General features: G+C 68.0%; 18 protein-coding genes. 7 read left to right on the top strand and 11 right to left on the bottom strand.

Annotation, left to right across the window (positions count from 1 at the left end; translation table 11 throughout):
• Window positions 1–95: 95 nt before the first annotated feature.
• On the top strand, window positions 96–1,421 hold the full coding sequence (locus ON20_RS23655; RefSeq protein WP_051163218.1) for a phosphatase PAP2 family protein: 1,326 nt from the start codon (window positions 96–98) through the stop codon (window positions 1,419–1,421).
• Here the strand turns inward: ON20_RS23655 and mnhG are convergent.
• The 10 genes from mnhG to ON20_RS36700 form a co-directional block, all read right to left on the bottom strand.
• Window positions 1,381–1,728, bottom strand: a complete 348-nt coding sequence (mnhG, locus tag ON20_RS23650) for a monovalent cation/H(+) antiporter subunit G (protein ID WP_040838668.1) — start codon at window positions 1,726–1,728, stop codon at window positions 1,381–1,383. The genes ON20_RS23655 and mnhG overlap by 41 nt on opposite strands.
• On the bottom strand, window positions 1,725–1,985 hold the full coding sequence (locus ON20_RS23645; protein WP_040838666.1) for a monovalent cation/H+ antiporter complex subunit F: 261 nt from the start codon (window positions 1,983–1,985) through the stop codon (window positions 1,725–1,727). Before ON20_RS23645 ends, mnhG begins: the two co-directional genes overlap by 4 nt.
• Window positions 1,982–2,500, bottom strand: a complete 519-nt coding sequence (locus ON20_RS23640; protein ID WP_040838932.1) for a Na+/H+ antiporter subunit E — start codon at window positions 2,498–2,500, stop codon at window positions 1,982–1,984. The genes ON20_RS23645 and ON20_RS23640 overlap by 4 nt, the downstream gene beginning before the upstream one ends.
• Before the next feature lie 16 nt (window positions 2,501–2,516).
• On the bottom strand, window positions 2,517–4,112 hold the full coding sequence (locus ON20_RS23635; protein WP_040838665.1) for a Na+/H+ antiporter subunit D: 1,596 nt from the start codon (window positions 4,110–4,112) through the stop codon (window positions 2,517–2,519).
• Window positions 4,109–4,510 carry a Na(+)/H(+) antiporter subunit C gene (locus tag ON20_RS23630; protein WP_040838663.1) on the bottom strand — a complete coding sequence of 134 codons (402 nt, stop codon included), beginning with the start codon at window positions 4,508–4,510 and terminating at the stop codon, window positions 4,109–4,111. Before ON20_RS23630 ends, ON20_RS23635 begins: the two co-directional genes overlap by 4 nt.
• A 52-nt stretch (window positions 4,511–4,562) precedes the next feature.
• On the bottom strand, window positions 4,563–7,379 hold the full coding sequence (locus tag ON20_RS23625) for a Na+/H+ antiporter subunit A (protein WP_040838662.1): 2,817 nt from the start codon (window positions 7,377–7,379) through the stop codon (window positions 4,563–4,565).
• A 182-nt stretch (window positions 7,380–7,561) separates the two neighbouring features.
• Window positions 7,562–9,811, bottom strand: coding sequence for an AAA family ATPase (locus tag ON20_RS23620; protein ID WP_174361925.1), 2,250 nt, complete (start codon window positions 9,809–9,811; stop codon window positions 7,562–7,564).
• A gap of 37 nt (window positions 9,812–9,848) precedes the next feature.
• Window positions 9,849–10,313 (bottom strand): hypothetical protein, encoded by a 465-nt coding sequence (locus tag ON20_RS23615; RefSeq protein ID WP_040838658.1) that lies wholly within the window; start codon window positions 10,311–10,313, stop codon window positions 9,849–9,851.
• A 112-nt stretch (window positions 10,314–10,425) separates the two neighbouring features.
• Window positions 10,426–10,779, bottom strand: coding sequence for a UBP-type zinc finger domain-containing protein (locus ON20_RS23610; protein ID WP_040838656.1), 354 nt, complete (start codon window positions 10,777–10,779; stop codon window positions 10,426–10,428).
• Between the two features lie 171 nt (window positions 10,780–10,950).
• Complete coding sequence (locus tag ON20_RS36700; protein WP_157228964.1) at window positions 10,951–11,109, bottom strand: hypothetical protein; 159 nt, start codon at window positions 11,107–11,109, stop codon at window positions 10,951–10,953.
• A gap of 200 nt (window positions 11,110–11,309) precedes the next feature.
• Between ON20_RS36700 and ON20_RS23605 the strand changes: the two genes are divergently transcribed.
• Complete coding sequence (locus ON20_RS23605; RefSeq protein WP_040838654.1) at window positions 11,310–11,762, top strand: SRPBCC family protein; 453 nt, start codon at window positions 11,310–11,312, stop codon at window positions 11,760–11,762.
• On the opposite strand, the gene ON20_RS23600 is transcribed toward ON20_RS23605, so the two are convergent.
• On the bottom strand, window positions 11,737–12,783 hold the full coding sequence (locus ON20_RS23600; protein WP_040838652.1) for a beta-ketoacyl-ACP synthase III: 1,047 nt from the start codon (window positions 12,781–12,783) through the stop codon (window positions 11,737–11,739). The genes ON20_RS23605 and ON20_RS23600 overlap by 26 nt on opposite strands.
• A 231-nt stretch (window positions 12,784–13,014) precedes the next feature.
• Here ON20_RS23600 and ON20_RS23595 point away from each other — a divergent pair, with 231 nt between their 5' ends.
• From ON20_RS23595 to ON20_RS23575, 5 genes are all read left to right on the top strand, one after another.
• Window positions 13,015–13,287, top strand: a complete 273-nt coding sequence (locus tag ON20_RS23595; RefSeq protein ID WP_040838930.1) for a GlsB/YeaQ/YmgE family stress response membrane protein — start codon at window positions 13,015–13,017, stop codon at window positions 13,285–13,287.
• A 133-nt stretch (window positions 13,288–13,420) separates the two neighbouring features.
• On the top strand, window positions 13,421–14,146 hold the full coding sequence (locus ON20_RS23590) for a phosphatidylserine decarboxylase (RefSeq protein ID WP_040838651.1): 726 nt from the start codon (window positions 13,421–13,423) through the stop codon (window positions 14,144–14,146).
• Entirely contained in the window at window positions 14,146–15,084 is a 939-nt protein-coding gene (locus ON20_RS23585) for a CDP-alcohol phosphatidyltransferase family protein (RefSeq protein ID WP_040838650.1), read from the top strand. Before ON20_RS23590 ends, ON20_RS23585 begins: the two co-directional genes overlap by 1 nt.
• Before the next feature lie 57 nt (window positions 15,085–15,141).
• Window positions 15,142–15,948 carry a Clp protease N-terminal domain-containing protein gene (locus ON20_RS23580; RefSeq protein WP_040838648.1) on the top strand — a complete coding sequence of 269 codons (807 nt, stop codon included), beginning with the start codon at window positions 15,142–15,144 and terminating at the stop codon, window positions 15,946–15,948.
• A gap of 95 nt (window positions 15,949–16,043) precedes the next feature.
• Window positions 16,044–16,337: a DUF222 domain-containing protein gene (locus tag ON20_RS23575; protein WP_040792852.1), complete on the top strand. Its 294-nt coding sequence runs from the start codon at window positions 16,044–16,046 to the stop codon at window positions 16,335–16,337.
• The last annotated feature ends 101 nt before the right edge of the window (window positions 16,338–16,438 follow it).

Below are 16,438 nucleotides of genomic sequence, written 5' to 3'. Positions count from 1 at the left end.
GTGCGGGAAGGCTGCGTTCACCCGCCGTTTACGATAGGCGAGTGTTAGTCGAAGACCCGAATACCGACGCAGGATCCGCGGCGCGGAATTTACGCCTGTCGCCACGGGGAATTCGGGTTGTCACCGTCGCCGCCGTACCGGTGCTGTTGGTGGTGTTGCAATCGGTGGCGTTATGGCGGGGATACGAGGGGCCGCTGGAGAGCCTGTGGCGTGACTATGCGGGCACCCCCAAATCCATGACTGTGCCGTGGGCCGGGCTGGTGCTCGCGCTGATCGGCCTCTCGGTACGGGACCGGGTCGTCGCCCTGGCCGCCGCGGTGGGACTCGACGCGCTATATGCCGGAATCCGGTTCGCCGCCGGCGAACCGCTGACCGTCGGCAACGGGCCGGTGCTCGTGCTCACCGGACTGACGCTCGTGGCCTGGCTGCGGTGGCATGGTCGACGGCGGCGCACCGCTCTGCACGCGGCGGCCCTGGGGGCGCTGCTGATCCTTGCCACCAAGGTGGGCGATGTCTGGCTGCATCTCACCATCGACGTTCGGCCGACGGTACTCGACGAATACGTCATGTTGGCCGACCACGCGCTCGGGGACCCGTCCTGGGTGATGGGCCGGGTGCTGGAAACACTGGGACCGGCGGTGCAGGCGGTGCTGCACTGGGTCTATATCGAACTGCCGGTGGCCGCGATCGTGGTCGCCGTATGGCAGTTGCGCCGGGTGGCCGACGGCCGGCGGTGGCCGAGCCACTATCTGGTGCGCACCTTTCTGGTGCTCGGGCTGGTGGGGCCGCTGGTTTATCTGCTGTTCCCGGTGGTCGGGCCGATGTTCGTCTACGGTGCCGACGGGCACGGTCTCCAACTCGGCAACTACTGGCCGGGGGTGCTGCCGCCGATCGACCGTTATCCCGCGGCCCTGCCGTTCGATGCCGTGACCCCGCGCAACTGTATGCCGTCCATGCACACCGCCTGGGCGCTGGCGGTCTTTCTGCACACCCGTCGCGATATCGGCGGCACATCCGCGCCGCGGTGGTTGCGCTGGGGCGGCGCCTTCTGGCTTTTCGCCACCCTCGCGGCCACTTTGGGCTTCGGCTACCACTACGGGGTCGACCTGGTCGCGGGCGCGGTGCTGTGCCTGACGGTGGATTCGGCGCTGCGCGAACCGGAACGCGGGTGGGGCTGGTTCCGCATCCGGCTGGTGGGGGCCGGCGCGACGGTCCTGGCGGTGCTGCTGGTGAGCTACCGGTTCCTCGCGGTGTCGATGGCCGGTTACCCGGTCGTGGCCGGAACGGTGGTGTTGGCGCTGCCGGCCGGGGTGGCCGCCGGCTACTACACGACGTGGTTCGCCGGCCGGCGGACCGAACCCGGACCGCTCGACGGGCGGCTCACCGTGACCGGCGCTCCATCTCGTCCCCGAGTTCGTTGACCGCGAGCAGTCCGTCGCGGTGCCGCTGTTCCCGGTAGGCGGTGCGGCCGAGCAGGTGTGCGATCACCGGGGCGGTGAGTAGGGTGAACAGCCCCACCAGTACCAGCATCCAAACGTTCGGGTCGCCGTAGACCCGGATGATCGTGCCGATCAGCACCATTATCAGGCCGACGACCTGCGGTTTGGTGGCCGAATGCATTCGAAGGAGGGTGTCCGGGAAGCGGACGATGCCGATGGCCGCGGTCAGCGTCAGCAGGGCGCCGATGATGATGAGGGTGCCGGAGACCCAGGTCGATACGGTGCTCATCGGTCGTCCCGAACGCGGAAGCGGGTGACAGCGGCCGACCCGAGGAAACCGACCAGCGCCAGGGCCACGGTCCCGGGCACCACGGAGGTGTCCCGGCTGTAGGCGGCCCATACCGCCAGCCCGCAGATGGCCATGGCGATGAGGGAATCGATACCCACCACCCGGTCGAGGGTGTTCGGTCCCGCCAGGATGCGGTATGTGGTGATCAGAGCGGCCGCGCCGAGCAGGACCGCGGCCACCACGGCTACGACGATCATGGACTCACCTCCGGGGATGGACGTTCGAACGCGGCGATCAACAGCCGCTCCAACCGCCGGTTGGTGCGGACGAACTTCTCCACCGCCGCCTCGCTGCCGACATCGATGACATGGACGTACACCACACGGCGTTCCCGATCGACTTCCAGCACCATGGTGCCCGGGATCAGGTTCAGCAGGTTGATGCACAGCACCATCACCAGGTCCGAGGTGAAACGGAAGCGCACCCGCAGTACGCCCGGAATGGGCGGTGGAGTCGGGCGTATCGCGAACCAGGCCAGTTGCAGACTCGATTCGAGGGCGTAGTAGATACTCACCCCGGCCAGTTGGATCAGCGGCAACACCCGCACCCTGCCGCGCACCGGTACCCGCGGCAGCGGCAGGGCCACCATGATCACCAGGCCCACCGCCAGTCCGCCGAACACATTGGCGACGCTGACCTTTCCCCACAGCGCCACCCAGACCGCCGTCAGCCAGACCAGCACCCCGACCCATACCAGCTTTTCCCGGTTCACCGGCGGCTCCGTGGGTTCATCGCGGTTCTCCTCCGAGGACGGCACCGATATACGGGCTCCGGTCGCGCAGATCCGCGGCGGCCCGATCGGCGATACCGAGTATCGGGCCCGCCCACACCGTCAGCGACAGTCCCACGGCGACCAAGGCTGCCGTCGGAAGCACCATGAGCGCCGGCAACCGGCCGGGATCGACGCGTTCGTCATAGAGCACGTCCGTACTGTCCTCCACCAGCGAGGGAAGCGCGGCCGCGGCCAGATGGCCCTCCGGCGCCTGTTCGCGGGGGCGCCAGAACGCCTTGCTCCATACCCGGGCCATCACATACAGCGTGAGCAGGCTGGTCAGTACCGAACCGCCGACCAACACCCAGGCCAGTACGCTGCCGTTCTGCGCTCCGGCCTGCAGGAGCGCGACCTTGCCGATGAACCCGGAAAACGGTGGAATACCACCGAGGTTCAGCGCCGGCACGAGGAAGAGCAGTGCCAGTACGGGACTGGCCACGGCCAGGCCGCCGACCCGCCGCAGCGATGCCGACCCGGCCTGCCGTTCGATGATTCCGACCACCAGGAACAGCGCGGTCTGCACCAGAATGTGGTGTACGACGTAGTACACCGCGCCGGACAGTCCGGCCACCCCCGCAAGCCCCACCCCGAACATCATGTAGCCGATATGGCTGACCAGCGTGAACGACAGCAGTCGGCGGATATCGTTCTGCGCAAGTGCGCCGAGTGCGCCTATCAGCATCGTGAGCAGTCCGGTGATGAGCAGCACGGCGCCGAATCCGCCGTCCGGGAAGAGCAGAGTGTAGGTGCGGATGATGGCGTACACACCGACCTTGGTGAGCAATCCGGCGAACACCGCGGTGACCGGGGCGGGAGCGGTCGGGTAGGAGGCGGGCAGCCAGTTCGACAGCGGGAACACTGCCGCCTTGATTCCGAACGCCACCAGCAGCACCGCGTACACCGCGTAGCGCACCCCGTCCGGCAGAGTCGACATGCGCAGCGCCAAGTGGGCCAAGTTCAGGGTGCCGGTTGCCCCGTAGACGACGGCGAGACCGATGAGGAAGATCAGTGACGACACCATCGAAACCATCACATATGCCACACCCGCCCGGATACGTTCCGCGGTCGCGCCCAAGGTGAGCAGGACGAACGAGGCCACCAACAGGATTTCGAAGCCGACGAACAGGTTGAACAGGTCCCCGGCCAGGAAGGCCATCGACACACCGGCGCTGAGCACCAGATAGGTGGGCCAGAAGATGGAGGTGGGCTGTCGGGCGGCGCGGTCGCGGATATTCTGCCCCGCACCGTAAACGGCCACCGCGAGCAGCACGATCGACGACACCACCAGCATGGCGGCCGACAACCGATCCACCACGATGGTGATTCCGATCGGGGTTTCCCAGCCGCCCACCTGGACAGCGGTGGTGCCGTCCCGGTCTGCCGTATACAGCAGGAGACCGCAGACGGTGACCAGGATGCCGAGCGCGACCAGGGCCAGCAGCCGTTGGGTGTGCGGCCGGCGGCCGAACACCAGCGTGGCCGCGGCGGCCAGCAGCGGAACCAGCATCGGCAGCGGTGCCAGGCCGGCGAGCAGTTCGTGTGGCAGGCTCATTGTTCGGGGTCCTCCTGCTCGCGCCGGGTGCCGGTCTCGGCCTCCTCCGAATCACTGCCCGCCTGTTCGCTGGTGGTCAGGATGTAGGAGCGGTAGGCGAGGGCGAGCACGAACGCCGCCACCCCCATGGTGATCACGATCGCGGTCAGTACCAGGGCCTGGGCCAGCGGGTCGGCCATCTCGTGGTACTCGGCACCGGGTGGGGCGTCCTTGATCGGTGGTTTTCCGTCGGCGCCGCTCATGGTCAGGATCAGCAGGTTCACCGCATTACCGAGCAGCAGGATGCCGAGCAGCATTTTCGATACGGTCCGCTCGAGCAGCAGGTAGACCCCGCACGCCACCAACACGCCGATGACGACCAGCAGGGTCAGGTTCACACCGACCGGCTCGTAGCTCATGCTCGGTCGCCTTCCGTGCTCGCGCCGGCTGTTTCCTGCCGGTATCGGCCGCTCATGAGGGCGACAACTCGTCGTCGAGGCGCGCACCGAGACTGCGCAGCACGTCCAGGACCAGGCCGACCACGATCAGGTACACGCCCAGATCGAAGAACAGCGAGGTCACCAGCTTGATATGGCCGAGCAGCGGCAGCGTCACCTCCAGAATCGCCGAGGACAGCGGTGGCGCTCCCAGAAGCAGCGATACCGTGGCGGTGCCCGCGGCCAGGGTCAGCCCGGCACCGAGCAGATGACCGGCATCCACCGGCAGCGCCTCGCCCAACTCGTACCGTCCACCCGCGAGATAGCGCAGCACCAGCGCCAAACCGGCGGTGAGTCCGCCCGCGAAACCGCCGCCCGGGGCGTTGTGGCCGGAGAAGAAGAAGTACACCGACAGCACCATGATGGTGGGGAACATCAGTCGGGTGGTGATCTGCAGGACCATCGACCGCTCCCGTCGGTCCACCAATCGGCCCGCGGGCAGCCAGCTCACCAACTCGGGCCGGTAGCCCGGGGCGTCGGCGGCCCGGGGCGGTAGTCCGAAGCGCCGGCTGCGGAACACCAGTGACGCCACCCCGGTGGCCGCTACGACCAGGACCGATATCTCACCGAGGGTGTCCCAGGCGCGGATATCGACCAGCAGCACATTGACCGCGTTCTTCCCGCCGCCGTAGTCGTAGGCGGCGGCCGGGATACGCTGCCAGATCGGTTCGGTATCCCGGGCGGCGAAGGCGAAGGCACCGAGCACCGGCACCGCGATACCCACCGCGATCGCCAGCACGGCCCGCTGGAATTGGAACCCGGTCTGCCGTTCGGGGCCGATCTCGGCCGGGAAGGCCCGCAACACCAGGACGAACACCACCAGGGTGAGCGTCTCCACCAGGAACTGGGTCAATGCCAGGTCCGGCGCGCCGTACAACGCGAAGATCACCCCGCAGCCGTAGCCGGTGAGGCCGACCACCAGAACGGAGGCCAGCCGGTTGCGCAGGACGGTCGCCGCGCACGCCATGGCGATCATGACGGCCCCGATCACCAGTTGCAGCGGGGAGTCCCACAACCGCAGCCGCACCCCGGTCCGGGTGCCCGCCGCCAGTACGACGGAGGGCAGGATCACCAGGACGCCGAGGATGATCGACTGGTTGAGCGGCAGCGAACCCCGCTGCACCGAGCCGGTCAGGCGCAGCGATATCCGGTCCATGCCGTGCAGGACGGCGTCGTAGGCACGGTCGGCGTTGCCCAGCAGGGTCGAGGATTCGCCGAAGAGTCCGCGTATCGCGAACAGGGCGGCCCCGACGGCGACAATGCTCGCGGTGAGCACGAGCGGCCCGGTGAAACCGTGCCAGAGCGCAAGTTTCGCGGCCGGTATGCCCGGCAGCGTCGTCGCATACGGCCGCAGCAGCCGGTCCATCCACGGTGCGGCGAGACCGGCGCCGAGGCTCGCCACGGCGAGCAGCGCGGGTGGGGCGAACAGCCAGAGACCCGGGGGATGCCAGGACGTCGCGGGGGGTTCGCGGTCCGCGGAGACGTCGGTGCGGGTGGGTTTGTCGGCAAATGCTCCCCAGATGAACCGGGCGCTGTAGGCGACGGTCAGCATGGAACCGAACACCACGCCCGCGCAGAGCATGGTGCGGACCGGGAAGGTCAGTGTTTCGGCATCGAGGATCGCGCCCAATGCGCTCTCCTTGGCCACGAACCCCCACAGCGGTGGGATACCGGCCATACTCAGCGCGGCGAGCACCGCCACTCCGCACAGGAGCGGTGCGCGCCGGCCCAGTCCGCTGAGCTCGCGTAGGTCGCGGGTCCCCGCCCCGTGGTCGATGATGCCGACGACCAGGAACAGACACGCCTTGAACAGGGCGTGCGCCACGATCAGCGCGACACCCGCGAGTGCGGCCTCGGGGGTGCCGATACCCACCATCAGGACCAGAAACCCCAACTGGCTCACCGTGCCGAAGGCGAGTACCAGTTTCAGGTCGGAGACCTGCATGGCACGCAGGCCCGCCAGCACCATCGACGCCACTCCGAGGATCAGCACCAGCGGATGCCATACCGGGTCGTCGGCGAAGGCCGGCGCGAGCCGCGCCACGAGATACACACCCGCCTTCACCATGGCGGCGGCGTGAAGGTATGCGCTGACCGGAGTGGGCGCGGCCATGGCACCGGGCAACCAGAAGTGCAGCGGCACGATGGCGGATTTGCTCAGCGCGCCGACCAGGATCAGCACCACCGCGATATGCACCGCGACACCACCGGGCCGGTGTTCGGCCGCCAACAGATCCGAGAGCAGATAACTGCCGCCAGCCTGCCCGAGTATCACGATGCCGACCAGCATGGCCAGCCCGCCCGCGCCGGTCACCAGCAGTGCCCCGATGGCCGCCCGGCGACTGTCGGTACGTTCGGAATTATGCCCCACCAGCAGGAAGGACAGTACCGTCGTCGCTTCCCAGAAGATGTACAGCAGCAGCATGTTGTCGCTGGTCACCAGGCCGAACATGGCTCCGGCGAAGGCCACCAGCTGTCCCGCGAACGCGCCGAGCCGGGGTTCGTCGTCGTCGAAGTAGCGGGCGCAGTAGACCAGCACGAGTGCGCCGATGCCGAGCACCAGCGCGCACATGACGGCCGCCAATGAGTCGAACCGAAGGTCGAGGTTCAGTCGGATGGCCGGTGCCCAGGCCAACCGAACCTCGTGCGTTTCGTTCCAGTGCGTGGCCACCCAGGCCAGTCCGCCCAGCGGGACCAGTGCCAGCGGGAAGAAGACATTCCGCCCCAGGACCCGCACCCCGAGTGGAGTCGCCATCGCGGCCAGGGCATGGGCTAGCAGGATGGCGAGCAAACTTCACTCCGTCTGGTCGATACGGCGGGGTGGCGCGGTTTTCTTCGGCTTTCCCCAGCAATCCTATGCGCTGCCGGCGGCGTGGCCCCGGAAAATCTGGTGTGGGGATGGGCATAGCAACCCGGCAGCATGAATCGCCGACCGCGGGTCACCGCGTAGCGGGTATCGGGGTGCGGTGGGTCTCAGCTGCGGGTTTCGGCGTAGCGGCGCAGCGATTCCACCTGGTCAGGGTCCAGTGAGGGACGCACCGCTCGACGGGCAGCGGCGATATCGTCTGCTGTGATATCGGCCGCATCCACATCGCGGCGCATGGCGGCGAGCGCGGCCTCGCGCAGCAGCGCGGCGCAGTCGGCGGCCGAGTATCCGTCCAGTTCCTCGGCCAGCGTCGTCAGGTCCACCTCGGCGGCCAGGGGTACCGAGCGGCCCGCGGTGCGCAGGATGGCCAGCCGGGCCGCGGCGTCCGGCGGTGGAACGAAGACCAGCCGTTCCAGCCGGCCGGGCCGCAGCAGCGCCGGATCGATGAGTTCCGGCCGGTTGGTGGCCGCGAGCACCACCACATCGCGCAGCGGCTCCACCCCGTCGAGCTCGGTGAGCAGCGCGGCGACCACCCGATCGCCCACGCCGGAATCGGAACTCTGGCCACGCCGAGCCGCCAGCGCGTCCACCTCGTCCAGGAAGATCAGCGACGGCGCCGAGTCGCGGGCCCGCTGGAACAGCTCCCGCACCGCGCGTTCGGAGGAGCCGACCCATTTGTCCATCAGCTCGGCGCCCTTCACCGCGTGCACGCTGAGCTGGCCGCTTCCGGCCAGGGCTCGGACCAGGAAGGTCTTCCCGCAACCGGGCGGACCGTACAGCAGCACACCCCGCGGGGGTTCGATACCGAGTCGGGCGAACGAATCGGGGTGTCGCAGCGGCCACAGCACGGTTTCGGTGAGTGCCTGTTTGGTTTCCGCCATATCGCCGACGTCGTCGAGGCCGAGGCTGCCGATGGCCAGTTCTTCGGTGCACGACCGGGACAGCGGCCGAATCACCTCGAGCGCGCCGGCCAGATCCTCATGGGTCAGTTTCGGGGTGGCCTTCTCGCGGCTGGCCCGCGAGGCCGCCCGCAACGCCGCTTCCCGGCACAGCGCCGCCAGGTCAGCCACCACGAAGCCGGGGGTGCCGGCCGCGATCTCATCCAATCGCAGCTCGCCGGTCGGGACCTTGCGCAGCAACTGTTCCAGCAGGGCCTTGCGCACCGTCGTGTTCGGCAGGGGCAGGGTCAGTTCCCGATCGCACAGGTCGGGGGCGCGCAGCCGCGGATCCACCGAGGTGGGATGGGCGGTGGTGGCCAGCAGCGCGACGCACGGTTTGGCCACCGCCGCGCGCAGTTGGTCCAGGATGAGCGTGGCCACGGGCTCGGCCGGGTCGGGCAGCAGCGCGTCGATATCGGTGATGAGCAGGATTCCGCCCTGTCCGCTCCCGACCTCGGCGACCGCCGCGGCGACTTCGCGCAGACGTGCGCCGCTCTCGGCGGCCCCGACCGAGGGGCCGTCCAGTTCGACGATGCGCCGCGGTGCCGTGACCGCCCGCGCGAGGGTGGCCTTGCCGACCCCGGCCGGTCCGGTGATGAGAACCCCCAGATGCGGTGAGGCGCCGAGGGTTTTCAGCAGTTCCGGTTCGTCGAGTGCGAGACCGAGCCATTCGCCGAGTTTGGCCGCCTGGGTACGGACACCGGCCAGGTCGTCCACCGAGACCGGCGTCCCCGGGGATGTAGGCGTCGATATCGTTGGCGCCTCGGGGGATTCGGATACCCCGTTGCCCGCGGGACCGCCCGGGGCCGCCCGTCGCGCTGTCACACCCGTGGCGTCGTCGGGCAGGGGTGCGCCGGAAATCGCGCCCATGCTCCATTCGACGCAGGTATTGGGCTGGACGCTCACCGGCCCACCCGTCGGGTCGACGGTGACCACGGTGAGCAATTCGGACGTCCAGGCGATACCGAACGCCCGGGACAGCGCCAGGCTCGCGGCCGACGCCGGGATATCGGGGCCGAGATCGCGGGGGAGCAATGAGACGGTGTCGCCGACGGTCGCCACCTTGCCGAGTAGTGCCTGGCGCAGGGTCGCGGCCGGAATGGAGCGGGCGGCGTACCGCGATCCGCTCACCACGACGCGCTTGGCCCCGTAGACGGTCGCGGGTGACACCACCACGGTTGCGTTCTCCCGTAGCCCCGCGTTGGAGAGCGTCACATCGTCGAGCAGGACCGTCCCGGCGGGTGTCCCGGTCGGTGCCCGTCCGGCGACCGCGGCCGTGCGTCGCGATCCCACGAGGGTTATTCCGTCCCATTCGCGCAGCCCGAGGGCGGCCAGTACCTCTGGGTGCAGCCGGACCACGCCGCGGCGCGCATCGGCGGCGGAGGAGTTCAGTCGGGCGGTCAGTGCCAGTTCAGCCATCGTGACCATTCTGCCCGGACCCGGCCGGGAGGTGTCGCTAGTTTTCCGGGATCAGGCCCGCGGCGAGAGCCACCGGCGTATCGGTGAGGCCGCCGGCATTGCAGACCAGTTTCGCGGTACCGAGCGCGACGTTCGGGCTGCCCGCGAAGGAGCTTTCCGGGTGGTCGGCGAGAATCCGCTCGACCAGCGCCTTCTGTGCGTCTTCGTCCAGGGCCTTGAATTCGGCGCAGGTGGTGTCCGAGGCCGCGGCCGGGGTGTCCGCGTCCGTCTCGGTGGCCGGGGTCCGCGGTTCTTCGGCGTTCGCCGGTGGTTTCGGTTCGGATTCCGGCTCCGTCGATTCGCTCGGCCGTGTGGTATTCGAGGTATCGGCCGTTTCGGTGGTCGCGGTTACGCCCTTGCGCAGATCACTCGCCTCGCCGGCCTCCTCGTCCGATCCGCAACCGGCCAGCAGCAGTGCGAGTGCTGCAGTGGCCGAGACGACGACTGAAGAAATTCGCTTCATCACGTGCTTCCCGGTGGTTCGCGGCGCCGGAGCCTCCGACGCGTCCGCTGCAGAGTACCGGGTGGTCTCGGCGTCTTCCTTCGGGTAGTGGGGCCGGACCGGGCGGAAGCGATCAGTGGATATGGGCCTGCCAGTCGGCGGGTACCCGGCCGCGCGGACCCGGTACGCCCTGTTCGACAGGATGGTTGCGCGGCGGGACGAGCTCCGGCCCGCCGTGGTACATCTGTTCGGTCTGGTAGTTCCAGAACCAGTTCTCACCGGGCTCGTAACTCTGTACGAACGGGTGGCCGGTTTCTCGTGCGTGCGCGGTGGCATGTTGGGCAGGGGAGCTGTCGCAGCAGCCGATATGCCCGCATTCCGCGCATCGGCGCAGATGTACCCACCAGCCGTCGGTGGCCTCGCATTCCACACAGCCGGGGCCGCTGGGTGGTACGTCCGGGTCGATACCTGCGACGACTTGACTCATGACCGTCTCCTGGGAGGATGGATATCGGGCGCGGACCCGTGCGCGGCGTATACCAACGGTACCGACACGACGGTCCGATGACCACGGTATACGCGGCGGGTTCTCCCCCGATGCACATGGCGTCCGACGTGCGGACGTCGGACGCCATGATTTCGGATAGGACGTCTGGGTTCAGACGCGGTGCCGGAGCACCATATCCAATTCGGTGGGGGTGAGCAGCCGTTCCAGCCGCTCATCGATACGGTCTCGGGCTGCCTCCTCGGGCTCGATGACAGGCAGCTGCGGCAATGGCTCGGTGGATCGGCGGCGCAGTAGCGAGCGAAGGTTCACGGCCCATCACCTTACATTTGCTGAATGTTTGCCGGTGACTGTGTCTTGCTGGCGAAAGAACGCGGCAACCGAGTGGAGTGCCTTTTTCATTGTGCCCGCGGCGCCTGTTCGAGAGGTAGCCGACCGGCCGGAACGTGACCCATCCGTCGCCTGTCGCTACCCTTTCCGATACTTGCAGTTTCGCGTACCCGGAGGCAGCGTTGCCGAAGAACTTGGAAACCAGTATTGATATCGCCGCGTCCCCGGAGCGGGTTTGGGCTGTGGTGTCCGACCCGCGAAGGATGCCGGAATTCAGTCCGCAGTGCGTTCGGATGATCACCCTGGGCCGTCCGCGGGCCGGCACCTGGACGGTCAACCTCAACCGCGACGGATGGAAATTCTGGCCCACCACGGCCCGTATCGTGCGCTACGAGCCGAACCACGCCCTGGCCTTCCGGGTCAACCAGAACCGGTCGGTCTGGAGCTACACCTTGGAGCCCACCGAGACCGGTACCCGCCTGGTCGAGCGTCGGGACATGCCCAACGGGACCACGGCGTTCTCCCACAAGGCGATCGCCCTCGTGCTCGGTGGCGAGACCGCGTTCGAGGAGACGCTGCTGCGTGGAATGGACGAAACCCTCACCAAGATCAAGGCAGCGGCCGAGACGAACTGAACTCCGGTAGCGTCACCACCTGCGCGGCATAGGACAGCCCGGCGCCGAAGGCGATGAGCAGTGCGGTATCGCCCGGCTTCGACCGGCCGGTACGCAGCAGGGCCTCCATGGCCAATGGGATCGAGGCGGCGGAGGTGTTCCCCGTCTCCTCGATATCGTTGGCCAGCGCGCAGTTCTCCGGCAGTTTCAATACGCGCGCCATGATCTCGATGATCCGACCGTTGGCCTGGTGTGGGATCATCGCGTCCAATTCCTCGGTGGCCAGCCCGGCCCGGTCGATCGCGTCCCGACAGACCTTCTCCAGCGAATGTGCGGCCCAGCGGAATACCGCGGTGCCCTCCATCGCCAGATAGGGGCGCACCGCGTCCAGGCCCTTCTCCTCGATTTCGGTGAAGAACTCGAGCCAGTCCTTGTCCTGGCGGATGGCGCGGTGCTGGGTGCCGTCCGAACCCCAGACGGTGGGCCCGATGCCCTGGACCTCGGACGGGCCCACCACTACCGCGCCGGCGCCGTCGGCGAACAGGAAGGCGGTGGAGCGGTCTTTCGGGTTGACGGTGTCGGTGAGCTTCTCCACCCCGATGACCAGCACATGCGTGGAGGTGCCCGCCCGCACGAGGTCCGACGCCATGGCCAGGGCGTGGCAGAACCCGGCGCAGCCCGCCGAGATGTCGAAGGCCGCGGCGCCGTTCATCCCCAACTCGGTGGCGATACGCGGTGCCGCGGCGGGGGTGAGCAGTAGGTGGGTGGAGGTCGCGACGATAACGCAGTCGACCTGGTCGGTGGCGATACCGGCCGATTCCAGTGCGCCGCGGGCCGCCGCGACACTCATCGACCGGATGGTCTCGGTATCGTCGGCGAACCGTCGGGTGCGAATCCCCGACCGGGTGCGTATCCATTCGTCGCTGGAGTCGATCTGGCCGGCCACCTCGTCGTTCGTGACCACCCGAGCGGGGCGGTATACTCCCAGTCCCAGGATCGCGGTGTGCTGTGCCCCGGTCGTCTGGGCGAGTCGAGCGGCCATGATCGTCTCCTATGTACCTGCGGCGGTGCCGCCGGGTCGTCCCCGAGTTCGATGTGGTTCCTCACCTGGAGTCGGTGCGAACACCGGTGTTGGGCAATCCGTAGACATGAGGCACCCTCATATTAGCTCGAAGTTCGAACAGCGCAACGCGGTTTGTCTCATCCTCGCCGGGTATCCCCACAGTGCGCCCATCGCCGTGGCGTGACCCAACTAGTGTGGAGCGAGGACAATATGCTCGGTCTCGGTATCGTCGGGTGGATCATCATCGGCGGAATCGCCGGTTGGATCGCCAGCAAGATCATGAAAACCGACGCGCAGCAGGGCATTCTGCTCAATATCGTAGTCGGCATAGTAGGCGGCCTACTGGGCGGATTCCTGCTCAAGTTGCTCGGCGTCGACGTCGAGGGCGGTGGCTTGTGGTTCAGCTTCTTCACCTGCCTGGCCGGGGCGGTGATTCTGCTGTTCCTGGTGAAGTTGGTGACCGGACGTAGGCCGGTTGCCTGACGCGGGGTGCCACCGACTCGAAGCGCGTAAGGTGTGATCGCCTGCGCCTACCCGTACGGCCGGGTCGCCACCGCAATGGTGGTGTCCCGGCCGAACAGGCGCGGAGACCGCACCGAACACGAAAGAGGAGTCTGTGGCACGCCGTCCCACCCCGCCCGGCACGCCCGAACGCACCGGCCTCGGCCATGTGGTCGATCTGGTGCGCCATGCGATCCCGCCGCTGCATCCGGCCGGGCTGCCGTTCGTGGCAGCGCCGCTGGCCGCCGCGGTTCTCGGCGGTAAACGCCGCTGGGTGCGTCGGGCCGGATTGGTGGCCGCCGCCGCATGCGCGGCGTTCTTCCGCCACCCCCGCCGCGTGCCCCCCAACCGCCGCGGCGTGGTGGTCGCGCCCGCCGACGGAGAGGTCGCCCTGGTAGACACGGCCGTACCGCCCGCCGAACTGGGCCTGGGCGATCGTCCGCTGCCGCGCGTGAGCATCTTCCTCTCCGTATTGGACGTCCACGTTCAGCGAACCCCCGTATCGGGCACCATACGCGCCGTACGGCATCAGCGCGGACAGTTCCGTTCCGCGGACCTGCCCGAGGCCAGTACGGTGAACGAGCGCAACAGCATGGTCATCGAGACCATGACGGGGCAGCGGGTCGTGGTGGTGCAGATCGCCGGGCTGCTGGCCCGCCGGATCGTCTGCGACGCCGTACCGGGTGATGTGCTCACCATCGGCGACACCTATGGCCTGATCCGCTTCGGCTCACGGGTCGACACCTATTTCCCGGAAGGCACCGAACTGCTCGTCGATCTCGGGCAGCGCACCATCGGAGGGGAGACGGTGCTGGCGGTACTGCCGTCCGCCGACGCGTGATGGAGCAGATCATCGAGGGACGGCGGCGCCGATCGATCCGGCTGCTGCCGAGCATAATCACCATTCTGGCGCTGTGCTCCGGGCTGTCCGCGGTGAAATTCGGCCTGGAGGGACAGTGGGGGGTCGCGCTGGCCATGATCGGCGCCGCGGCCGTTCTGGACACCCTGGACGGGCGTCTGGCCCGGCTGTTGTCCGCCACGAGCAAGATCGGCGCCGAGCTGGATTCGCTGTCCGACGCGATCTCCTTCGGGGTGGCGCCGGCGCTCGTGCTGTATGTGGCGTTGCTCGACGAGGACAGCGGCGCCGGGTGGATCATCGCGCTGATGTTCGCGGTGAGCATCGTGCTGCGGCTGGCCCGGTTCAACACCCTGATGGACAACGACACCCGGCCGGACTGGGCACGCGATTACTTCGTCGGCGTTCCGGCGCCGGCGGGCGCGCTCATCGCCCTGGCGCCGATCGCGCTGTACCAGCAGTTGGGTGACGGGTGGTGGGCCAATTTCTATGTGGTGGCAACGTGGACCATCTGCACCGCCGCGCTGTGCGTGAGCACCATCCCGACATTGGCGCTGAAGTCGGTGTCGGTGGCACCGCAGGCCGCCGCCGGGCTGCTGGTGCTGGTCGCCCTGGCCGGGGCCGCGCTGGTGACCTATCCGGTGGTTCTCCTGCTGGTGTTGATCGTGCTGTATCTGGGGCATATCCCGTTCGCCTGGTATTCGCAGCGTTGGGTGGCGGCACGGCCGGAGACCTGGCAGCACAAACCCGCCGAACGGCGGGCGCAGCGGCGGGCCGATCGGCGTGCCGACGGACGGATAGCCGGGTTGCGCCGGCCGGCGCTACGCCGCCCGGATATCCGCCGGCCGGTGCTGCGCGGCGACTCGCGGTTGCGGTTGCGCCGGCCCGGAGGGAAACGCGATCGGGAGGACGTCGGACGCTGACTCCCTCTCGTCAACTCAGGGTTGACGGGAAGGCATGCGTCAACTTATGGTTGACGCATGTCTTCTTCTGTACGTTTGGACGACCTCATCGAGGCCATCAAGAAAGCCCGTCCCGACAATGTGCTCGAGCAACTCTCCGACGCCGTGGTCACCGCCGATCACCTCGGTGAGGTGGCCGACCATCTGATCGGCCACTTCGTCGACCAGGCCAGGCGCGCGGGCGCCTCCTGGACCGAGATCGGCGCGAGCATGGGGGTCAGTAAGCAGGCCGCGCAGAAGCGGTTCGTGCCGAAGGCGCCCAGTGATCCCGCGGCGGCGACAATGGATCCCAATGCCGGTTTCGCCAAGTTCACCGAGCGTGCCCGGGCCGTCGTCGTGGCCTCGCAGGAGGCCGCTGGTATCTCGGGCGGCAAACAGATCGGACCGGCACATCTTGTGCTGGGCCTGCTGTCCGAACCCGACGCCTTGGCCGCGCGGCTGATCTTCGATCAGGGGGTCTCGGCGGAGGCGCTCGGTTCCGCGGCCATCCGGGAGGCGCTGACGCCGGAGGCCGAGGCCGACGCGTCGGACAAGCTCACCGGTACGGCGCTGCGTGCCGCGACCACCTCGGGAGACATGCGGGGGCTCGTTCCGTTCGATATGGCGGCCAAGAAGACCCTGGAATTGACCTTCCGCGAGGCCCTGCGACTCGGGCACAACTACATCGGCACCGAACACATCCTGTTGGCGCTGCTCGAGAACGAGAACGGGACGGGATTGCTGTCCGGGCTCGGGCTGGAAAAATCGGCGATCGAATCGCGGCTGCTCGAGGTGCTCGGCCAGATCGTGGCGGAACGGGAGCGGGGTGCGGCCGCCGAGAAGTGACCCGGAGGGTGCACGGCGGCGGGGTGCATCGAAATACCCCGCCCTTCCGTCTGTGGCGCGCGCATTCACGTCGAGGCGCCCGGTAATCTATAGCAATGGCGGATGACACGGACTCCGACCTGGTGGCGGGGGAGCGCCGGGAGGATCTGCTGCGCGCGCTGTCGTATGTGTCGACGGAGTCGCGGGCCGATGGGAGCTATGTCGTCAACGGGGATCTGCCCCCGGAAGTGGCTCCACCGTTCATCCGGGCCATCATGCGAGTGGAAGCGGAGCTGTTGCTTCACGACGCCGAGTTCGTCACCGTGGAGGAAGGGGAACCGCGGACCCCGGAGGAGCGGCGCGCCGATGCCTTTCTGGCCTTGGCTCTGCGGGTCACCGACGTGCTATAGCGAGTCGCAACTACCTTGCACTCGCATCCCTCGAGTGCTAATAATGGCTTTGGCACTCTCGACTTGTGAGTGCCAGGTCGGGACGGTGAGATCGGGTACAT

Origin of the sequence: Nocardia brevicatena NBRC 12119 (genome assembly GCF_000308495.1) — a bacterium.
GTDB classification, from domain to species: Bacteria; Actinomycetota; Actinomycetes; order Mycobacteriales; family Mycobacteriaceae; genus Nocardia; species Nocardia brevicatena.
The sequence above is the reverse complement of the archived record's forward strand: the minus strand, read 5'-3'. Positions and strand labels throughout refer to the sequence as shown.